This is a genomic window from Flavilitoribacter nigricans DSM 23189 = NBRC 102662, from assembly GCF_002646595.1.
Taxonomy (GTDB): Bacteria; Bacteroidota; Bacteroidia; order Chitinophagales; family Saprospiraceae; genus Flavilitoribacter; species Flavilitoribacter nigricans.
Genome location: NZ_PDUD01000018.1, coordinates 238,427 through 258,178 on the forward strand (window position 1 = coordinate 238,427; position 19,752 = coordinate 258,178).

Annotated in this window: 11 protein-coding genes; 5 read left to right on the forward strand and 6 right to left on the reverse strand. The window is 51.4% G+C overall.

The features are described from left to right. Positions 1-6 precede the first annotated feature (6 nt). The 5 genes from CRP01_RS12020 to CRP01_RS12040 all read right to left on the reverse strand — a co-directional run bounded on the left by CRP01_RS12020 (position 7) and on the right by CRP01_RS12040 (position 10,678). Entirely contained in the window at positions 7-567 is a 561-nt protein-coding gene (locus CRP01_RS12020) for a hypothetical protein (protein WP_099150284.1), read from the reverse strand. 40 nt (positions 568-607) lie between these two features. After that, positions 608-2,707 carry a T9SS type A sorting domain-containing protein gene (locus tag CRP01_RS12025; RefSeq protein WP_143473359.1) on the reverse strand — a complete coding sequence of 700 codons (2,100 nt, stop codon included), beginning with the start codon at positions 2,705-2,707 and terminating at the stop codon, positions 608-610. A 117-nt stretch (positions 2,708-2,824) separates the two neighbouring features. Beyond that, positions 2,825-3,976, reverse strand: a complete 1,152-nt coding sequence (locus tag CRP01_RS12030) for a hypothetical protein (protein ID WP_143473360.1) — start codon at positions 3,974-3,976, stop codon at positions 2,825-2,827. Between the two features lie 159 nt (positions 3,977-4,135). Further along, positions 4,136-4,615 (reverse strand): ribonuclease HI, encoded by a 480-nt coding sequence (locus CRP01_RS12035; RefSeq protein ID WP_099150287.1) that lies wholly within the window; start codon positions 4,613-4,615, stop codon positions 4,136-4,138. A 189-nt stretch (positions 4,616-4,804) separates the two neighbouring features. Next, a complete protein-coding gene (locus CRP01_RS12040; protein WP_099150288.1) occupies positions 4,805-10,678 on the reverse strand; it encodes a T9SS type A sorting domain-containing protein in 5,874 nt (1,957 codons plus the stop codon). Between the two features lie 390 nt (positions 10,679-11,068). Here CRP01_RS12040 and CRP01_RS12045 point away from each other — a divergent pair, with 390 nt between their 5' ends. From CRP01_RS12045 to CRP01_RS12065, 5 genes are all read left to right on the forward strand, one after another. After that, a complete protein-coding gene (locus CRP01_RS12045) occupies positions 11,069-12,541 on the forward strand; it encodes a Gfo/Idh/MocA family protein (protein ID WP_099150289.1) in 1,473 nt (490 codons plus the stop codon). 54 nt (positions 12,542-12,595) lie between these two features. Then, on the forward strand, positions 12,596-14,038 hold the full coding sequence (locus CRP01_RS12050) for a tagaturonate reductase (protein ID WP_099150290.1): 1,443 nt from the start codon (positions 12,596-12,598) through the stop codon (positions 14,036-14,038). A gap of 12 nt (positions 14,039-14,050) precedes the next feature. Then, complete coding sequence (locus CRP01_RS12055; RefSeq protein WP_099150291.1) at positions 14,051-14,884, forward strand: amidohydrolase family protein; 834 nt, start codon at positions 14,051-14,053, stop codon at positions 14,882-14,884. Then, positions 14,884-15,669, forward strand: coding sequence for an L-fucose dehydrogenase (locus CRP01_RS12060; RefSeq protein WP_099150292.1), 786 nt, complete (start codon positions 14,884-14,886; stop codon positions 15,667-15,669). The genes CRP01_RS12055 and CRP01_RS12060 overlap by 1 nt, the downstream gene beginning before the upstream one ends. Before the next feature lie 435 nt (positions 15,670-16,104). Then, positions 16,105-16,455: an L-rhamnose mutarotase gene (locus CRP01_RS12065; protein ID WP_099150293.1), complete on the forward strand. Its 351-nt coding sequence runs from the start codon at positions 16,105-16,107 to the stop codon at positions 16,453-16,455. 10 nt (positions 16,456-16,465) lie between these two features. Here CRP01_RS12065 and CRP01_RS12070 read toward each other — a convergent pair whose 3' ends face one another. Beyond that, entirely contained in the window at positions 16,466-19,708 is a 3,243-nt protein-coding gene (locus CRP01_RS12070; protein ID WP_099150294.1) for an AAA family ATPase, read from the reverse strand. Positions 19,709-19,752: the final 44 nt, after the last annotated feature.

A 19,752-nucleotide genomic window follows, 5' to 3' on the forward strand; every position in this document is an offset into this window, starting at 1 on the left:
ATTGCATTAGCATACAGGAAATGATGAATAGCCCCCCGAAAACGTAGAGCTCCCAGGTTTTATGGCTGTACCGGATCCAAAGCCATAGTCCCAGCAGCAGAGAGATAAAAAGAACGAGTAAAGTGAGCCACTGGTAAACGATCCAGGTACGCAGAAAAACGGAGCATTGGGTATGCGACCATTAAAGAAATGCAGGCCGTGCAGGACCGCCAGTAAGCCTTTGGGTTTTTCACTGGCTTGCACCGCTCCGCTTTGCAGATCGAGTTCGAGTTGGGTGTCTTTGGCTAGATGGGTAATTACGCAGCTAAACTGCAGGGAATCTCTTTTGTACTGCCAGGGAGGTAACCAGCCCATGAGGCTGAGTTGATCCCGCAGTTCTTCCGCCAGTTCCTGATCTGTTTTGCCGCCCACTACTTCGATCCGGGCATCCCAGGTATCGGTGACTTCGGTATGGTTTAATTCCACTTGATGGTTGAGGATCAAGCTACTGAAACCAAAAGCGATCAGATAAAATGAGGTAAACAGGCCACAGTAGAGATGCAGCCTGATCCAGGTGGATTTTTTCATAATAGGGCAAGTTCTAGGTTATGAATACCGAAATGATGTCCTAATGGAATACCAGCTTTCGGGTGGTTCTTTTGTCTCCACTGGTAAAGGTGAGAAAATAAATGCCTTTGGACCAACCTGAGGTGTCCAGCCTGATCCGGGCTTCCGTCAATTTATACTGAGCTATTTCCCGGCCCTCGTAATTGGTGATCTTCAGACTGGTACGCGGCCATGCTCCCGGCTTTTTCGATTCGATCAGTAGACCGCGATCACGCCCTTGCAGGGGATTGGGATAGATGAGAAAGGCTCCGTCATCCTCCCGTTCCAATACCGGTGAAACCATATCCTCCGCTTCACTCAGGTTCTGGATCTTAATATTATCGATGAACGCAGAGTACGGGCGTTCTTCGGGCCCATAATCGTAAGCGATCACGATTCGGTCGATCGTTTTTCCGGCCAGCCAGTCGCCGATCTTACTCTCGATCAGCGTCCATTCCTGGATCGTGCCCCGTGGAGCACCGGGATGCAGATCGTTACCGTTGCTGTCTACCGCATCGGAATCCCGGAGATTGCTTTCGTCCGTCATGATCAGATCCACCGCAACGTTACGCCCGCCTTCGTTCTGTGGGTTGATCAGGTAAGACAAATAGGTATCCGGCCCGATCGGGATATCGACATCAAATACCTTGAAGTAGGAAAGAGAAACCGACGACGATCGGTCCAATCCCTGAATGTGCATGGACTTTTCTCCCTGAAAGGCTTCGGAATCGGATAGTTCACAGCGTGGATTGCCCGTTCCGGCCGGTCCGGAAGTATTCGTCAATGCAGTAGTTTCTTCATTGGTGTTGATCCAGTCCGGTTGGGCGTCGACTTCGGCCTCAAAGCTGGTCCGGAAGAAATAGGGCGCCTGGTAGGAAGCGGTAGAAAAGTCTGCAGATGGGGGATCATCACTGCCAAAGAGATCCGTAATCTCGCCCGCCAGTCGCAGGTAAAAATCAGCCGAGCGGTAACGGCCGTCGGCCGCAAGGGTCAGAAAATACTCCCCTTCCGGAATACCGAAATAACTATCGGCGGCGGGCATAATTGCGGTGGCTTCGTCGTATTCGTCAAACATAGCGATATAAGCGCCGGGAATCCCTTCGGACCGGATATTGTACGCCTGCCGCCAGAACAGGTCGCCACCCGCCCGGGGGATCTCATTGCGCGGGCCGCCGTTCCATTTGGACCAGGCAAAACCCGGGAACAAGACCGGTTGATAGTGCAATCCGTTTTCCTGACAATATGTATAATCTCCCGCCAGTGTTTCCTGCCGGTAATGATCAGCCTCATCCGGATGGCCAAAACGGCCGACCGTCCAGGGCGAGAGCATATCCATGGCCCGGAAAACTTCCTGAAAACCCGGTTTGGCATCCCGGTCACCGCTTCGCCAGTAGGTCGGTATCCCACCGATGACGAAGTATCCCCTTTCTTTAAACCAGTTAACCAGGGCCAGCGATTCCTCTGCCGTGCCGTGGGTGTGGGTAAAACCAAGCCCCCAGATGGCTACCACCGGCTTTCCGTCCTGGTGGGCATAGGCCGGCGAATCGGTGATCTTTAAATCGGTTTCCATGCGGGTTTGCCAATCCTCGGTGATCGTCCGGAACAGTTCGTCCCGGATACCGGAGATGTCATACATGGTGTAGAATATCCGGCCGTGGTCCTCTGCAGCCCGCGCGGCCCGAGCGGCGATGCTATCCCGGGTGGCCATGATCTGCGGTTCGGGTACATGACTGATGAAGCGTTGTACGGCAACCCCGTCTATTCCGTAAGTTTCCATCCAGTTAAAATGCAGTTGGATGACCCGCTCCGGGTAAGAGGAGAAAAGCTTCGCATCCGCGCCATTGCCCAGTTGCGGAAAATTGGTAGCGTAAAGATCCTGCGAATCGTATTGGGAAACATCGGGAAACAGCTCAAAGGAGAGTGATGAAGGGCCGGGTTGGGAAGTAGCCCAGTGCACCCATGTATTCAGGGGCGAACCGTCACCGGCGCAATTGAACCAGCCCTGGTACCCGCAAATGACCTTATTGTCGATGCGGGAAGCGTCGATACTTTGCGAAGTGGAGGTAAAGGAACAGATCAGTAAAATGAACAGAGCAGGGAGGCGGTAGGACAATTTCATCATTTTTGGCAAGATTGAAACCAAATTTAATAAAATTATCTCAGGTCTTAACTGTGCCCTACCGGAGCGATAGATCCCTTATCACCGCTTCTCAAACTTTGTTTTTACTAGGATTTCAGCCTAAGGCTTACACTGATCGTAGAGAAAATCCTCCTCGGAAGGATTATAACTGTTCCCCCGGATATTGGTCCGTTCATTTTCCCGATTAAGGAAATCAGTATTGGTGAATAGTTTGTTGAGTGGACAAAAATCCGCTAATAGTTCATTGTTGGTGATCGTAAATTTAAAGCTTACGAAGTGGAGATTGGACAGTCCCTCAATGGATACGAGCGCCTCGTTATCGCTAATCTCCAGGCCGTAGCCGCCGATAGAGCTTATGTTTTCCAATCCGTCCAGGGATGTTAGGTGATCATTGCCAATGATCTTCAGGGTACGGTCGAGGGTTTGCAGGCTGCTGAGCTCTTCCAGTGAGGTAAGGCCGGTTCTCCATATCCCCAAAAAACCACCGATGCTTTCGACATTATGTAATCCTTCCAGAGAAGTTAAGGCACTCAATTCCTCCAGACCGAGGCCACGGGGAAGGCTGGTGATATTTTTGAATACCGCCAGGGAATTGATCAGGGGACTATAGGTGATGCCAAGGTGTTCGAGTTTTACCAGGCTTTCCAAATGGTCGATTGACCCGAGTGATTCATTGTCGCGTAACTGCAGACTGCCAATTGATTCCAGATTTTCGAGTCCCGCAAAATTCTCCAGCTTCGGGTTGAATTCGATCGTAAGATCGCCGGGGATCTTGGTAATGCGTTCCAGCCCCCGCAGAGAAGCGAGCTGCGAGTTGCCCTGGAGGATCAGATGGTTTTCGATCGATTCCAGGCCGGAAAGTGCCTGGATGTTTTCCAGAATAGCATTGTACTGCAGGATGATCGAACCGGCAGTATTTAATGTCGATAAGCCGGCTAGGCTCGCCAGCTCCGGGTTGTTGACGATCTCTATATTCCCCGAAACGGAAATGATCTCCCGCAAGGGCAGTAAACTCACAATATCCGTAATTCCAACAGGGGCGCCGTAAGGCCCGAATCCTTTTCCGATGTGCAGATTCCCGGTGATCACGTTGTAGCCCTTTTCTCCGAATTCGTCAACTTCCGCCTGGGATCTGAGGAATACATCGCCTTCAAACGGATTGGGCGTAAAGGCACTTTTGTTGCAAGCAACAAATGAAATACCTGATACAAGCAGGATCCAGAGCATGGAGGTGGAAAATGGCCTTTGCATGAAGAGGTGCATTTTTGAATGAAGGAATAGTTTGAACAGCAAAACGGGCATGGAATAGCCTTTATAGAATAGACCGGCAGAAAAAGCGGTTCGGTTGGGTAGGATTGCCGGTTTTTCTCATTTCTATCGTTGGTCTTGTCATGGAGAGTACAAGCTCCCCTACTCCTTCTCTTCCCGTAAGGCTTTTCTGGATGCTCGGTCCACCCGGCTAAACAGTTTTTCCAATTTGCTTTTTTGACCGGCCGGCAGGTGTCCCTTTACTTTCTCGAGCCGGCAATCCAGGGTATCGATCAAAGCGAAAAACCTGCGGTAAAGGAGATGGTGGCGCAGCAGCTTATGATCTTTTTTACGAAAATCCTTTTCCTCCAGGGACTGCCGCCGGTCCATAAGTCTAAGAATATTCTGAGAATCCGTATAAGCTACAATTTGCCGCTTTTGCCCCTTGATCTGTTCGAGCGCCCAGATCAGGGTTTGCAATTCCAGTTGGGTTGAAGAGGTGGATTCGAAACGATGGGTCACTATCGGATGGAAATCCGTTTCCATCGTGAGCTGCCGTTCTTCCAAAAGGAGATACGCTCCGTATCCGGTTTTAGATTGCGGGGAAACACTCCCATCGGTAAAGAGTAGCAGTCGATCCATTACCAAACTGGCAGGATTGCTGGTTGATAAAAATAGAAATAGCTCATTCTGACTTACAATTGGTTTGGAAAAATCCCAAGCCTTTGCGTGAAGTGTAAAATCAGCAGAGGTTATGGTGGTAATTGACATCACCACCATAACCTCCTGATCACAAAACACGCCCGGTGCGCTTAGCGCAGGGAAGGACGTCTAAAATTTCACCACTTTCCGGTAGCCTTTATAGCCGGCAGCCGTTTCGAAAGAGATCCAATAGACACCACCCGGAAGCTCCGCCAGGGAGAGCCGGTGTTCCCAGACACTATTGGCTACCTGGATCTGTTCCGTTCGGATCAGATCACCCGTTCCTGACCACAATTTTATGCGGACCGGCTCGGGATCGACTCCGTCAAAACGGATATTGAGCTGGTCGCTGGTCGGATTGGGCCAGATGGTCAGGGCCGAAAGGAATTCAGGATCAACCGTGGCGTTTGGAGTACCCACCACAATGATCACCGAATCCGAGAAGGCACAATCCGATTCCGGATCGCCAATGGTATAAAATACTTCATAGATGCCTTCTCCGGCTTCTTCAACGTTAAAGGTATTCTCGAATACAAAGGGACCGGAATACAGGCCACTGTCCGGGAAGCCCGTAGGTAATTCGATCAGACCGGCATCCAGCGGTACATAGACCGTGTCCGCATCCAATACCACTGCGATGGGGGTCGATAGCGGTAAAACCGTAATCATTTGCTGCGCCCGTCCCGCGTTGCCGCACTGGTCCGTTACGATGATGCTCCGGGCCACCAATCCGGTATCCGTACAGCTTACCGGTACCACCCATTCATCCTCATAGCCGATGCTGTTGGAGACATAACAATTGTCTTCGATATTCGTCGGGAACCCGGTTGCGCTCAGCCGTACCAGATCACTGGCTACAACCGTAACCGGTCCGGGAGGATTGAAAGTCGGTGGTATGGAATCTTTCACCTGGATCACCTGGGAGTTGGTCACTTCCAGGCCGCATTCGGTCCGCACTTTCCATTGTCGCTGGTACAGCACTTCACAAGGCGAAGCCGATACCAGATTATCCGAGTAGGTAACTTTCGTATTGGTACAGAAGTAATCCGGGAAGAAAGGACTACCCGTCAGCGTGGTATCCTCTGCCTCCGGCCGGCAATTTACCCGCACGAACGAAGGCGGCCAGACGATGGCCGGCGCGGAGCGGTTATCGATCTCAATGGTTTGCTCAGTCTCGGTGACGTTCCCACAGGGATCTTTTACTTCCCAACTCCGGATGATCTGTTTCAGGCAACTGATCGAGTCAAATACCTGATCCGTATAGGAGAAACTCAGAGCCGGATGATCGTCAAATTTCAGGGATGGAATGCCGCTCACTTCCAGATTGGCCGCATCTTCCACACAATCCAGTCGGGTGATCCCGAACGGATTCAGTTCGGGTCCGAGCGTATCCCGGTAGAGGAAGATCTGATCCGCCACTCGTTTATTACCGCGGTTGTCAGTTACTGTCCATCGGCGGGTGATGGTTTCTTCACAGCCGCCGATCGTAGTGATATCGTCCACATAAGAGATCGCATCCACCTGACCGCAGAAAGAGAAAACGTTTTGGATCGTTCCCGTTATCGAAGTATCCTGCAGGTCGCTGAAGCGGGCGATCACGATCGGATCCGGCAATTCCAGGTTGATGGGTTCCTGGTTGACCAGGAAGTGCTGGTAAGCGTAAGTGGTATTGCCGCACAGGTCGGAGATCGTCCAGCGCTTGGTTACCGCCGCAAAGGGGAAACTATCGTTCTCATAGATCGTGTCCCGGATTGACGCGAGGTCTTCATTGCCCCGGATATTATCTACGATCAGGCTCCGGTTGATCTGGCTGGGTATCGCGGCCAGATAGGCATCTCCCAGACAGGGGAAATACATGGTATCCGGCGCCATAAAGGACGGTGCGAGCGTATCCACGATGTCCACCGAAACCGGTCTGGACTCCAGAAAACCGCATTTATCGTCGTAAACCTCCGCCACGAAAGAATACCGGAAACAGGGATCTCCCCGATTCTCCATCGGTAATGGCTCCCGTACCTGTGAGGTGTAGCGGATCTGGGCATTATCATTACAGCTGGTAAATTCTATATCGTATTCCAGTTCACCGACCAGACTATCCAACTGGTTCATACTGATGGCCTGGCCGTTCAGCAACTGGGCGGCAAGAGTAGAATCATTCATAAAACTCAACCCGGAAGGTACGGAACCGGCAATGAGGTCTCCGGCCGCAATAAACTCGATACAGGAGAATACATCCACGCTCAATGCGTAGGAAGCAGTTACGTCGCCGGCTTCATCGAGGAAGCGCCACACAAAGTCGCTGGCCGCACAGGTCGTATCGCTGGGAACCACCTCTCCCTCGTAGAAAAAGTCGATCTCTTCGTGATTGCTGCAATCTGCGTTACTCAGCAGCAGTGAATTGGCATCGAGTAAATTATACAGGTCATTGACATTCTCTTGACTGACCCGTACGCTACTGCCGCTAAGCGTGCCGCCGGTAGCTTCGATCTGCTGTCTCACTGCGGGTTTGAGGCCAACAATGATGGGATCCATCCGGGAATCGAATACCAGTTCCTGCTGGCTTTCCGCAACATTACCGCAGCTATCGGTAAAACGCCACGTCCGGTCGATCCGGGCGAAGCAACGGGAAGAATCAGAAACCATATCGGTGAAGGTGGTATCTACAATAGGATGGTCGTCGGAAATAACCTTCGGAATGCCTACGATCGCAAAATTGGTTGTATCGGACAAGCGGTTGAAGGTCACTTTCGGCAGGTGCTCCAAAACGGGATCCACCGTATCTTCGTAAATGATCAACTGATGGTAAGACCGGCGATTGCCCACGGAATCCTCGGCCGTCCAGGTGCGAATGACCGTATCCCGGCAGGCCGTAATAGTAGGTTTGTCGTCAACGTAGAGCGTATCGGTGATCGGGCCGCAAAGGGAGCTGATATCCATCAGGCTGCCGGTGATGCGGGTGTCTCCGATCAGCGAAATCCGATTGACGTAAGCCGTATCGGGTGCCGTGAAAGAGATGGGTTCTTCGTCCACGATAAAGCGTTGGAAAACCTTGCCCTGATTACCACAGGAATCCACCAGCGTCCATTCTTTGGTTACCTCCAGGAAACTGGGGTTGTTGCTCAGATAGACCTGGCTGTGAATTCTGGAGGTATCCTCATTGCCGACAATGTTATCCACTACCAGCGAAGTGTCGATCAGACTGGCGTGGGCAGCGGCGAAGGCATCGTCCAGACAGGCAAAATGCATGGTGTCCAGCGGCGGAAGCGTAGGCGGCAGCGTATCCAGAATGCTGATATAGAAAGAGTCCTGGGCCGGTACCACAAAGCCGCAGACTTCATCGAACAGTTCCACTTTCAGCAAATACTTAAAACAGGTATCCTGCCCGTTTTCGTGGGGTACCCGGATCCGCTCTCCCAGAATATATCGCTCCTGCGTATTATCGTTACAGGTAGTAAAATCAATCGAATAATCCAGATTGCTCACCACCTGATCCATTGCATCCAGATCGAAATCTCCGTTTTCATTAGCCAGGACCATCAGGCTGAAATCTCCTGATTTCTGCATTCCGGGTCCGACGGAAGAAGAATCGATCCCCACCACCGCATTCAATTCGATACAGGTTTCCAGTTCCAAACTAATGGTATGGGTGAGCGAAACGCCTCCTTCGGAATTAAAGAAATCCCAGGCAAAGAAGGCAGCAGAGCAACTATCAACCGTCAGAGGATCTCCCTGGTAGGCGAATTTAATGCTGGAAAAAGAAGCACAGAGGTTATTGGCCAGATCGAGGGAGTTTTTGTCCAAAATGAGGAACAGTTCCAGAGCGGCTCCCTGATTGATATAGATCGCATCACCTTCTACGCGACCGCCAATCGCCGTGATCTGGTCAACCACAATGGGTTTCAGCCCGGCTACGACCGGAGTTTCTACTTTTACCAGTTCGGTGGCCAGGTATCCCAGGATACAAGCTTCGCTGGGTGTATACAGTGAATCGCCGACGGCGACCATACAGGTATCCGCCGCTGCGATCAGGTCATCACAAGCGTCCGTATTCATCAATCGCCGGTAGGTCGCCGCCTGTTCGACGATCATGGGTTGTTGTTTGGCCTGGTACTCCAGGATCATATCCTTTTGAAAGAAGCTGCGAATGAGCAAACTGTCCGACGCATCCGAACTCAACATTAACTGGTCATTGTAAAAGATCTCCAGTCGTTCTGAAGTCCGGTCGAACAGAAAGGACAGATCATACTCTTCCACTCGTGCCGGGTTCAGCGGCAGATCAGCCATTTTTGTGGTATCCCCATACAGGAATACGACGCCCGTCCGGTTGAAGAAACCATCACTCATCCGGACTTCGATCAGCTGCTCCATATCGTTCTTCAGGAAGATATTACCGCCGAAATTGCCCAGTGGATTGGACAGGCGGGAAAAACTGTTCACCCGGAAACGGTTGGTGTTTAACTGATTGAGCGAAAAGGATACCTGGGCTTTGCCACCAGTGGGAATAAACAGCTGAGGGTTAAAATCCTCCAGCTCATTCGGTACGATGATCTCCGCCTTATCGAGGATCGGATTCTGGACCATCCATTTCTGCGAGTTCATTTCGATCTCTCCGAGTGGATGCGTGTCGAAATTATCGCAAAAAACCGCCTCCCAGGATGGAGACAACTGGCAACTATTGACAACGGGCGGTTCCTGAATACAGATATTGTCCAGCTCGTAGTATTCTCCCGAGCGTCCGACAAATACCGCCGTCAGGGAGTGATCGTTATTGATATTGACCACACTGTCCGGCAACGCCCAGGAATGCTGGAGCGTACCGTCGTGGTAAAAATTGAAATTCCAGGAAACGGTATCCACCAGAATGCTGAAATCCGACAGTTTACCCGACTTAAATTCCTGTACATTATAATCCGGCAATTGCTTGCGGTTAACGCGGAGCTCGACCGATTCGATCCGGGATGCATTCTTCCGGAAACGAAGATTCAGGATTTCCTTTTTCCGGGCGCTGTCCAGATAGAACCGCATACCTCCGCCACCACCGATGCCGACTCCGGCCTCGAGCAGTGCCTGAAAAGAATAGACAAATTTGGAAGAAAGGTTATTCGGTAATATGTGGCCAATCGAGTCGGCCATATTGATCATAACGTGGTTCAGACCATCCTCCTGGACCAGTACCCCGGTTTCATCCGGGCCGTTATAGGCTCGCCATTCGGGAGTATTGTTGGACAGGAAAGGCCCCAGGAAATAATCTTCGAAAGTATTGCAGTAGATATTGGTCCAGTCATCAATGCCGCAGGCACAATTTTCCTCCGGCACCTGCACCGAATGGCACAGATCATCCAAAACGTAGTCATTAGACCCACTGGTAAAGACCATGTAGCCCAGATTGGCAAAGGAGTAAGGTAAGGTGGCCAGTCTTTCGTCGTTTAGCAGGAAGAAAGCGGAATCGATCCGGGTATTGAAGTATACCTCGAAGTGATCACCACCCGGATCCGGGCCCCAGGCGTGGCCGGCGATCAGGTTGCCTTGATGCAAAAACTTCAGGCTATCCTGCCGGATGGCAATAGCAACAGCCTGGTCAAAATTGCCGGCATCATTACTCAAGAAAATGGTATCGAACTCGTTTCCGGTTTGTTGGAAAGCCAGATCCCATTCGAGATGGAACTGGTTGTCCATCATCAGACTAACCTGGGTGAGGTTCAGGATCGCAACGCGTCCGGAATCTACGGCCAGTTTTCGGTCCCCTTCATCCACGCCGGGAACGACTACGGCATTGAGCGAGTCGACCGGATGAGCGTCCCAGCGGGAACTCAACTCGGCAATGGTCAGACCGGGCTGATACGTATCAAAGCTTTCGCAAAAAAAACGGAATTCATCCGCAGGCGGAGCCAGGGACTGACTCGAATGGGATGTGAATTGGAATTTTCCTTCATGGGATATGACCTTGGAAAAGATTCCAATGCCTAACAGGCAGACTAAGGAATGCAGTAAAATTCGGAGCACTACGCTTACGGTTTATGGGTGTAACTTTCTCTAAAAAAAGGTCGTCTGGATCTGATCGTTGAAATTTGTTGCCGGTCCTTTTCCCTCCATTTCGGCTATCCGATTAGGAAGTTAAATGGTAAAAAAGGTCTGTTCGGATAACGCTAAGTGTTGGAAAAAAGGGTCTTAACTATTTCGAAGCATCAAATTCAAACGGCTACTAATATCACAAGGCAAAAGGGAGCTCTATCTATAGGCGATCAAAGATAGAACAATTTACTTATTTACCATGTGACAGCCAGTAATACGATTTTTGGATAATAATGTTTCCTTATCCACGGATAAGATTAGGTCGCCAAAAATTTCTTTGGTTATATTCGCGTTTCACACAACAATATTCAAAACAAAATTATGGAACCAAAACAAGCGTCTAGTTCTCGCAGGAAATTCATCAAATCCACAGCTGTGGCAGCGGGTGGAATTATGATCGTGCCCAGGCATGTTTTAGGAAAAGGTTTTATTCCCCCGAGTGATAAACTGAACCTGGCCAGTATCGGAGCCGGAGGTAAAGGCTGGTCGGATATCCGTAATGCCTACAATGACGGCGCCGAAAATGTAGTAGCGTTGTGCGATATAGATACCGCCCGTTGCGCCAATGCGATCAGTACCTGGCCCAAGGCAAAATTATATAACGATTTTCGGGTAATGCTCGAGGAAATGAAGGACACCATCGATGCAGTCACCATTTCCACGCCCGACCACGTGCACGGCGTTGCCGCCATGACGGCCATGCAGCTGGGTATGCACGTGTACGTGCAGAAGCCGCTGACCCACAATATCTACGAAGCCCGTAAACTTACCGAAGGAGCCCGGGAATACAAAATCGTCAGCCAGATGGGTAACCAGGGCGCCTCCAACGGCGAGCAGGTCCAGATGCAGGAATGGTTCAAAAAAGGGCTGATCGGTAAAGTACACACCGTACACGTCTGGACAGACCGGCCGGTATGGCCCCAGGGGATCCCCGTACCGACGGACAAACCACCCCGCCCGGAGCCGATCAGCGCTGAAGACTGGGACCTGTTCATCGGACCGGCCAAACCGGTAGATTACCACCCCTTATACCATCCGTTTAAGTGGCGGGGCTGGTGGAACTTCGGTACCGGTGCATTGGGAGATATGGGCTGTCACCTGATCGATCCGCCTTTCCGCGTATTGGGTCTGGGGTATCCCACGGAAGTGGAATGCAGCGTCGGTCAGATGTTCATTGAAGACTGGAATCCGGTATACATTCCGGAAGGTTGTCCGCCTTCTTCCCACGTACAGCTCAAATTCCCGAAAACCGCGAAAAACAAATCGGAAGTGACCATGATCTGGTCGGACGGCGGCATTCGCCCCTTCCATCCGGACCTGATCCCGCCGAGTGATCCGATCGGTGCGGAAGACAGTGCCAACGGCGTCATGATGATCGGTACCAAAGGCATCATGACCTGTGGCGTTTACGGCCGTAACCCGAAAGTATACCGCAAAAACGGCGAGGTATTAACTATGCCGGAGAATTACGATAGCGGCAGCAAATACGTCAATATGGCGGAATACGGTCACCAGGTTGCCTGGACGGATGCCTGTAAAGCCGGTTTTGACAGTCCGGAACACCGCAATCTGACCTCCTCTTTCGATTACGCTGGTCCACTCACGGAAACCGTACTCATGGGTAATCTCGCGATCCGGAGTTATCAGACGGCCAAGGTGAATGCCGAAAACCGAAGAAGTTTTGACGGCCGTAAACGCCTGCTCTGGGACGGCAACAAAATGAAGATCACCAATTACGATCCGGCCAACCGATTTGTTACCCGTGAATACCGGGAAGGCTGGAAGTTGATTTAACCCTTGCCACAGCCAGCAACTGAATGGCATGGCGATTTAAGAGAGATTACAACAATGCAATTACTGAATAGAGAACGGGCCGGCCTGGTTTCCAGCCGGCCTGAAAGAGTTATGCAATTCGGAGGTGGTAATTTCCTCCGGGCTTTCGTAGACTGGATGATCGACCACCTCAATAAAATCACGGATTTTTCCGGAAATGTGGTGATCATCAAGCCGACGGAGCGGGGAGATTACCAGGAACTTCGGGATCAGGACGGCCTGTTCCACGTAGTGCTGAACGGGATCCGGCAGGGAGAACTGGTTCAGGAAAAGACCCTGGTGGATTGTGTGAGCCGGGTGATCCATCCCTACCGGGAATGGGATGCGTATCTAAAGCTGGCCGAACAGGAGGCCATGCGGTACATCGTTTCCAATACCACGGAGGCGGGAATTGCGTTTAACGAAACCGATAAATTTGCGGACCATCCTCCCCGGGAATTCCCGGCCAAGCTGACCCACTGGCTGTACCATCGCTATACTCACTTCAAGGGAGATCCCGAAAGAGGCTGTGTTCTGCTGCCGGTAGAGCTGATCGAACAGAACGGCGACGAACTTCGCAACTGTATTCTGCAGTACGCGGATCACTGGGGCCTGGAACCTGGATTTGCGACCTGGGTGCAGGAACACAATGTATTTTGCAATACGCTGGTGGACCGCATCGTGTCCGGCTATCCGGATGCTGAGGCCGATGACCTTCAGCAGGAACTGGGCTTTACCGACAAATTGCTCGTAGCGGGCGAATACTACCACAGCTGGGTGATCCAGGCGCCGGAATGGGTAGCCCGGGAAATGCATTTCGACGAAACGGATCTGGAAGTGAAATTTGTCGATGACCTGACGACTTACCGCATTATTAAGGTACGGATGCTCAACGGCGCTCATACCGCCATGGTACCGGTAGGCTACCTCAGTGGTATGCGGAGCGTGCGGGAAGCGGTGGAGGAACCGCATATCGGGAATTACATCCGTCAGTTGCTGCACCAGGAGGTTATGCCTACACTGGATGCCCCTTCGCAGGAATTGCGCGATTTTGCCCAGGCGGTGATCGATCGTTTTCTCAACCCGAGCATTCACCACCAGCTGATCAGCATAGCGCTCAACTCGACGTCGAAATACCGCACCCGACTGTTGCCGACGCTGCTGGCTTATCAGCAAAAACAGGGTAGCCTGCCGCCGCGGGTGGTACTGGCCCTGGCGGCTTTAACGGTATTTTACAAGGGAGAGTGGCTGGACGAAAAGATCCCGCTACAGGATGATCCCGCCCGCCTGCGGTTCTTCGAGGAACTCTGGCAGAAAAAGGACAACGATCCGGAAGCGATCAGCCGCCGGGTACTCGGACAGTCGGAATGGTGGGATACGGACCTGAATGAAGTGCCCGGACTGACCGACATGCTCGCTCGTTTTATCGAACTCATTTGCACCAAAGGCATGTACAAGACCTTGCTGAAATTACAGTAATAACCGACGATTATGATCATTGATGCGCATCAGCACTTTTGGCAATACGACCCGAAACGACACGAATGGATAGATGACAGCATGCAGCTTATTCAACGGGATTTCCTGCCATACGACCTGCAGAAAGTTTACGAGGTGGAAGGTATTGAGGGCTGTGTAGCGGTACAGGTGGATCAGACCGAGGCGGAAACCGAATACCTGCTCGAACTGGCGAAACTCTACGATTTTATCAAAGGGGTCGTCGGCTGGATAGACCTGCGGGCGGATGATATCCAGGAGCGACTGGATCATTTTTCCCAATACAAAAAGCTCGCCGGTTTTCGCCATATCGTTCAGGGTGAGCAGGATGTCAATTTTTTGCTCCGTAAGGATTTTATGCGCGGGATTAGCGAATTACTGCCGTACCATTACACCTATGACATATTGGTGTTTCCGCACCAGTTAGGCGCCACGCTGGAGTTTGTACGCAATCATCCCGAGCAGCCCTTCGTGATCGACCACCTGGCGAAGCCCTACATCAAGGACGGCTTTTACGACGGATGGGCCCTGCTGATGCGGGCAATCGCCCGGAATGAGAACGTTTATTGCAAATTGTCGGGCATGGTGACCGAAGCCCACTGGGAAAACTGGACTTACAAGGATCTGGTGCGGTATATGGACCTGATCTTTGAAGTGTTTGGTCCGGATCGTATTATGTACGGTTCCGACTGGCCGGTTTGCCTGGTGGCCGCCGACTATCCGATCGTCAAAGGTATTGTGGAACAATATTTAGGAAAACTCAGCCCCGATGAACAGGCTAAAGTCTGGGGCGGGAATGCAAAACGATTTTACAACTTAGAAGATTAATGGATTTACAATTAAAAGATAAGGTATTCATCGTCACCGGTGGATCCAAAGGCATCGGCGAAGCCATCACCCGGGGCATCGCTGCGGAAGGTGGCATTCCGGTGATCGTAACGCGTTCGAAAGGCGTCACCCAGGATCTGGTGGATGAACTCCAGGCTGCAGGGATCAACGCGCACGCCATTCTCGGCGACCTGCAGGAGCTAGGCAACTGTGAGAAGGCCATCCGCGAAACTGCCGAAAAATACGGTCGCATTGACGGCATCGTCAACAATGCAGGAATGAACGACGGAGCCGGACTGGAAAAAGGACCGGAAGCATTCCGGGCATCGATCAACCTGAACCTGTACCATTATTACGATCTCGTTTATTACGCGCTGCCCTACCTCAAGGAGTCCAAAGGATCGATCGTCAACATCAGTTCCAAAGTAGCGATCACGGGCCAGGGCGGTACTTCCGGTTATGCCGCTTCGAAAGGGGCCCAACTGGCCCTTACCCGGGAATGGGCGGCGGAGCTGCTCCCCTACTCCATTCGGGTGAATGCGATCCTGCCGGCGGAAGTCATGACGCCCCTCTATCGGAAATGGCTCGATAACACCTTTGACGATCCGGCGGCTCAGGAGGCTTCCATTGTGGCGAATATCCCTCTGGAAAAACGGATGACTACCGCGGAGGAAATTGCTAATATGGCGGTATTCCTGTTGTCCAAACGTTCGGCCCACACCACCGGCCAGTGGATGATCGTTGACGGCGGTTACGTGCATCTGGATCGTTCGCTGACCACCTAGCGAATGTCTATCACTGCATTGAGCACTTCATTTTCCAGGTGCGCCAATAGTATACCGGTCTTAGAGGAAAATAAGTTATGCGAATCAGGAATTAAAATTCCCGTAGGGACGAGATATAGGTAGCCCGTCCTACAATTTGGGAGGTTCAACGTGCCGTAGGTATGCAATATGGTTTTACATGGCGTACCTACGGCACGCTAAGCCGGAAAATGGTCATTTTGCTACCTATACTTTGTGCTTAAAGGCACATTGATTCCAAGTTTAACCCCTGATTCGCATAAGTCATCCTAAATTTTTTCAGGACTCAAAAATGACCTCGTAAAGGTTAAACATTCGTAAAAAGATAATCGAAATGCTGGTTTCGATTCTCTGAGTTTATACACCGCTTTTTATAAAATTCGGGTGATTCATGTTGTCCAATTATAAAACAATAAGATGCCAAAACATTGCCTTGCGCTGGACCTGAAAGACGATCCGGAACTGATCGAACGGTATAAAAGCTACCATGCGCCCGGAGGCGTCTGGCCGGAAATCACCCAAAGTATTCGCGATGCGGGTATCCTGAATATGGAGATCTACCTGACGGGCAACCGGATGTTTATGATCATGGAGGTGGATGAAACCTACGATCCCAAGCAAAAAGCGGCCATGGACGTCGGGAACCCCAAAGTTCAGGAGTGGGAAGAGCTGATGTGGACTTTTCAGCAGGCGCTGCCCTGGGCCAAACCGGGAGAAAAGTGGATCGAGATGGACCGCATCTTCAGCCTAAGCGATCAGTCGGAGTAACCGGCCGGGTTTAGAACATCAGTTCGCGGTCAACCGAGAACTTTAGTCGATAGTCCAGTTCCTCCCGGATCAGTTCAAGGTGTTCGTTATCCCTGTAGGACCGGTTGATCCGGTAGGGCGTATCACGGATCTGTTGCCCGTCGATGAGTCGGCGGGGGGAATGCTTCAGGTAGAATTTGGTCCGGTGGATATTTTTGGGCATCACCGGTTTTCGGGTAGTGACATCTACACTGTACAGGTATTCTTCATCACCGTCTACCCATTTCTGTATGCCGGTTTCTTCCTGAAAATAGAGATAAGCACACTGACCGTCTATCCGCAGCATAATCCCGAATAACTCTGCATTTTTCTTTTTCAGATTGGATATCCGGACATTATCGGGGTTGAAGGAGGTGGTTTCGTAAGTTTGTCGCTGCCGGTATTCCATCTCTCCATTTGCGTTTGGCAGCCAATCTTCTCCGTGGTAGTAGGCTTCCGAGAACCAGATCGCCTCACTCTCAATACTAAAATCATTCTGTTCACACAGCGCCATGTAAAATTCGGCAATCTGCTCCGGTTCCCTACCGTAAATGGTAAGGTAACAGGGTTTCGGGTCCAGGGTATGGATAATCTCCTGTTTCATATGCGTGAGCCGGTGATCCCATTCCTGCAACTCCTGTTGTACCTCCGGATTATAGGGAGCCAGATCGAGGCAGGCGAGCCCCAGTTGCATTTCCTTTTCGTCGATCTCAATCGCCAGTCTTTCCGTTTTGGCGATCAGATCCATGTATATCGCATAGCTTCGTGCCTGCTGCGCATTTTTCCAGAACTCTTTTTCAGAGCGTTTTTTGGAGCGTTCCATGAGGTCCAGCTCATTTTCCAATCGGATAAATACCGGCGATTCGCGCAACTCGGTCATCTGTCGACGCAGGCTGCCGGCGTAGTCGGCATAACTGTTGCGTTCCAGTTCCTCGATCAGCAGTTCCAGGCCTAAGGGATCCAGAGTGGTCTGGATGGCTACCGCACCATCCTGGAGGTCCACTTTCATAGAAAGCTGTTCCTCCACATCCTGGAGGTTCAGTTGTTCCGCCATGGGTATGATCAGTTGTTCCCGGATCACTCGCTGCAACTGCCGTGCTCCGTATTTAGGATCATAGCCCCGGACGGCGAGATGATCTTTTACCGCTTCGCTGATATCCAGATCCATCCGACGGAACTTTACCCCTTCACGCTGGTGCAATTGCACGATCTCGCGGTCCACCACCCGGCGAACCACCTCTTTGTCCAACGGCCGGAAAGGAATAACGCGATCGATCCGGTTGAAGAGCTCCGGTCGGAAATGTTTTTCTACTTCGCCGAGAAAATGACGGTCAATATCTTCCACATTTTCCTCCCGCTGCCAGCCGATACTGCCGCGTTGGTATTTTTCGGCGCCAATATTGGACGTCATAATGATGATGGTACTGCAGAAATTGACCATTTTTCCCTGGCTGTCGGTGAGCCGTCCTTCCCCAAGGATCTGCAATAACAGATCGTAGAAATTGGGGTGGGCTTTTTCGATCTCATCAAAAAGCAAAACACTGAAGGGTGTCTGCCGAACCGCTCCGGTCAATACCCCTTCGGATTCGTAGCCCAGGCCGGTGAGTCGCAGCACCGAGTAGTAACTGGAATATTCGCTCATATCGAAGCGGATCATGCGGTTGCGGTGGCTGAACATAAATTCCGCCAGTACCTTGGCCAATTCGGTTTTTCCAACTCCGGTCGGGCCAACGAAGAGGAAGGACGCAATGGGTTTTCCGGTCTGGTTGAGCGCTGCCTTTACCGTGATCAGAGTATCGATCACACTTTCCACGGCCAGCTCCTGCCCAAACACCTGCTGGTGAAAAAAAGTACGGACCTGCTCCGGGGATAGCGGCTGGCCCGGATCGACCATGAATTGCGGCATTCCGGTATCCTGACAAAAGCTTTGGATCACTTCCGTTTTATCCAGGACGATCCGGCGATTACTGCCTTCATCGCGCTTATTGATGAGGATACTTTCCAGGAAGCGGATGGGTTTACCCGGCATGCCGGCGTAAGGGGTGAAACGCTGATTCAGCCGGATCACCTCCCGGATGGCCTCTTCCTCGATCTTGATACGTTTGTGCTGGGCAATATTCTGGGAACTCTGGATAATGATCTTTTCCAGTTCTTTTTCGGGAGGAGTTTCCAGCCGGAGGATCTGGAAATTGGAGAGATAATTGGGCGTTTTAATTTCAATAGCAGCCATTTCTTCCTCCGTACATTCGCTGATCATGGCCAGTTCTCCCCGGCTGAGGTAAGGGAGCAGGTATTCGGCCATACTCGTTTCGTTGCCCTGGTATTTGCCGACCTCGAATAGTTCCATCAGGTTGCGTACAAAGAGAATATCATCCTTTTGGTTCAGCTCCTGACAAAGCATGGCCATCCGGTCCTGCCAGCCGGTTTCTCCGGAAAGCTCTTTGATCATGGTGGATGCGGTGGTTTCCCAGATGTGCCCCTTCAATCGCAGGCTGGATTTTTTCCGGGCCATCTCCCAAACCAAAGCGGTCTTCCCTACTCCACCCGGCCCTACCAGTAAGACATTCCGGTTGAACTTATTCCGGAGCATGAAGGTGAGCTGTTCCAACTCTTTTTTTCGACCGTAAACTTGTTGTTTTTCAATCTCCAGGGGAATGGCGATCTCTCCTAAAAGTTGCTCTTCGGGTCTTTCGGAAAGCTGATCGACTTCCCGGGGAGATGGGATCTTCAGCGTGATCTCCTGTTGCAGTAGTTCCACACGTTTGTACCAGATCGCCGAAATGATATCCTGAACACTGGGCATCCGGCGGTCCTGACTCAATAATTTAACCCGTACCCCTTCGCGCAGGCTCTGCTCCAATTCTTCCTGATCAATGCCGAAACCTTCCAGGCCCAGCGCCGGCAGGATACCCCAGAAACCTCGTTCTTTCTGATTGAGATAATAATCGAATTCCAACTCGACCGCTGGATAACTGATCCCGTCGCGGGAGCTGCCGATCCGGACCATCAGGCTATGGGGGATGAAATCACTGGTCTGGACTTCTTCCAGCAGGGCCATGAGCTCGCCTTCGTCCAGCATTTTGCGCTGCAGGTGGTTGCGGTACTGATCCGCCAGCCGGGAAATACTCTGGGAAAAGCGCAGCGCCTCCAGGTCGTTCAGGGGCGTCAGCATACTGCCACTGCCGGGGAGGTGTAATTTAAAGCCGTAAAAAGGTATGGTTATGGGGAATGGCATGCTTCTGTTTATTCTGGTCTGCAATGAACTGTATATTTCACACA

Excerpts from the sequence above, each read along its gene's own strand:
- CRP01_RS12020 (WP_099150284.1), bottom strand. The coding sequence starts at position 567 with ATGAAAAAATCCACCTGGATCAGGCTGCATCTCTACTGTGGCCTGTTT.
- CRP01_RS12025 (WP_143473359.1), bottom strand. The coding sequence starts at position 2,707 with ATGATGAAATTGTCCTACCGCCTCCCTGCTCTGTTCATTTTACTGATC.
- CRP01_RS12030 (WP_143473360.1), bottom strand. The coding sequence starts at position 3,976 with ATGCAAAGGCCATTTTCCACCTCCATGCTCTGGATCCTGCTTGTATCA.
- CRP01_RS12035 (WP_099150287.1), bottom strand. The coding sequence starts at position 4,615 with ATGGATCGACTGCTACTCTTTACCGATGGGAGTGTTTCCCCGCAATCT.
- CRP01_RS12045 (WP_099150289.1), top strand. The coding sequence starts at position 11,069 with ATGGAACCAAAACAAGCGTCTAGTTCTCGCAGGAAATTCATCAAATCC.
- CRP01_RS12050 (WP_099150290.1), top strand. The coding sequence starts at position 12,596 with ATGCAATTACTGAATAGAGAACGGGCCGGCCTGGTTTCCAGCCGGCCT.
- CRP01_RS12055 (WP_099150291.1), top strand. The coding sequence starts at position 14,051 with ATGATCATTGATGCGCATCAGCACTTTTGGCAATACGACCCGAAACGA.
- CRP01_RS12060 (WP_099150292.1), top strand. The coding sequence starts at position 14,884 with ATGGATTTACAATTAAAAGATAAGGTATTCATCGTCACCGGTGGATCC.
- CRP01_RS12065 (WP_099150293.1), top strand. The coding sequence starts at position 16,105 with ATGCCAAAACATTGCCTTGCGCTGGACCTGAAAGACGATCCGGAACTG.
- CRP01_RS12070 (WP_099150294.1), bottom strand. The coding sequence starts at position 19,708 with ATGCCATTCCCCATAACCATACCTTTTTACGGCTTTAAATTACACCTC.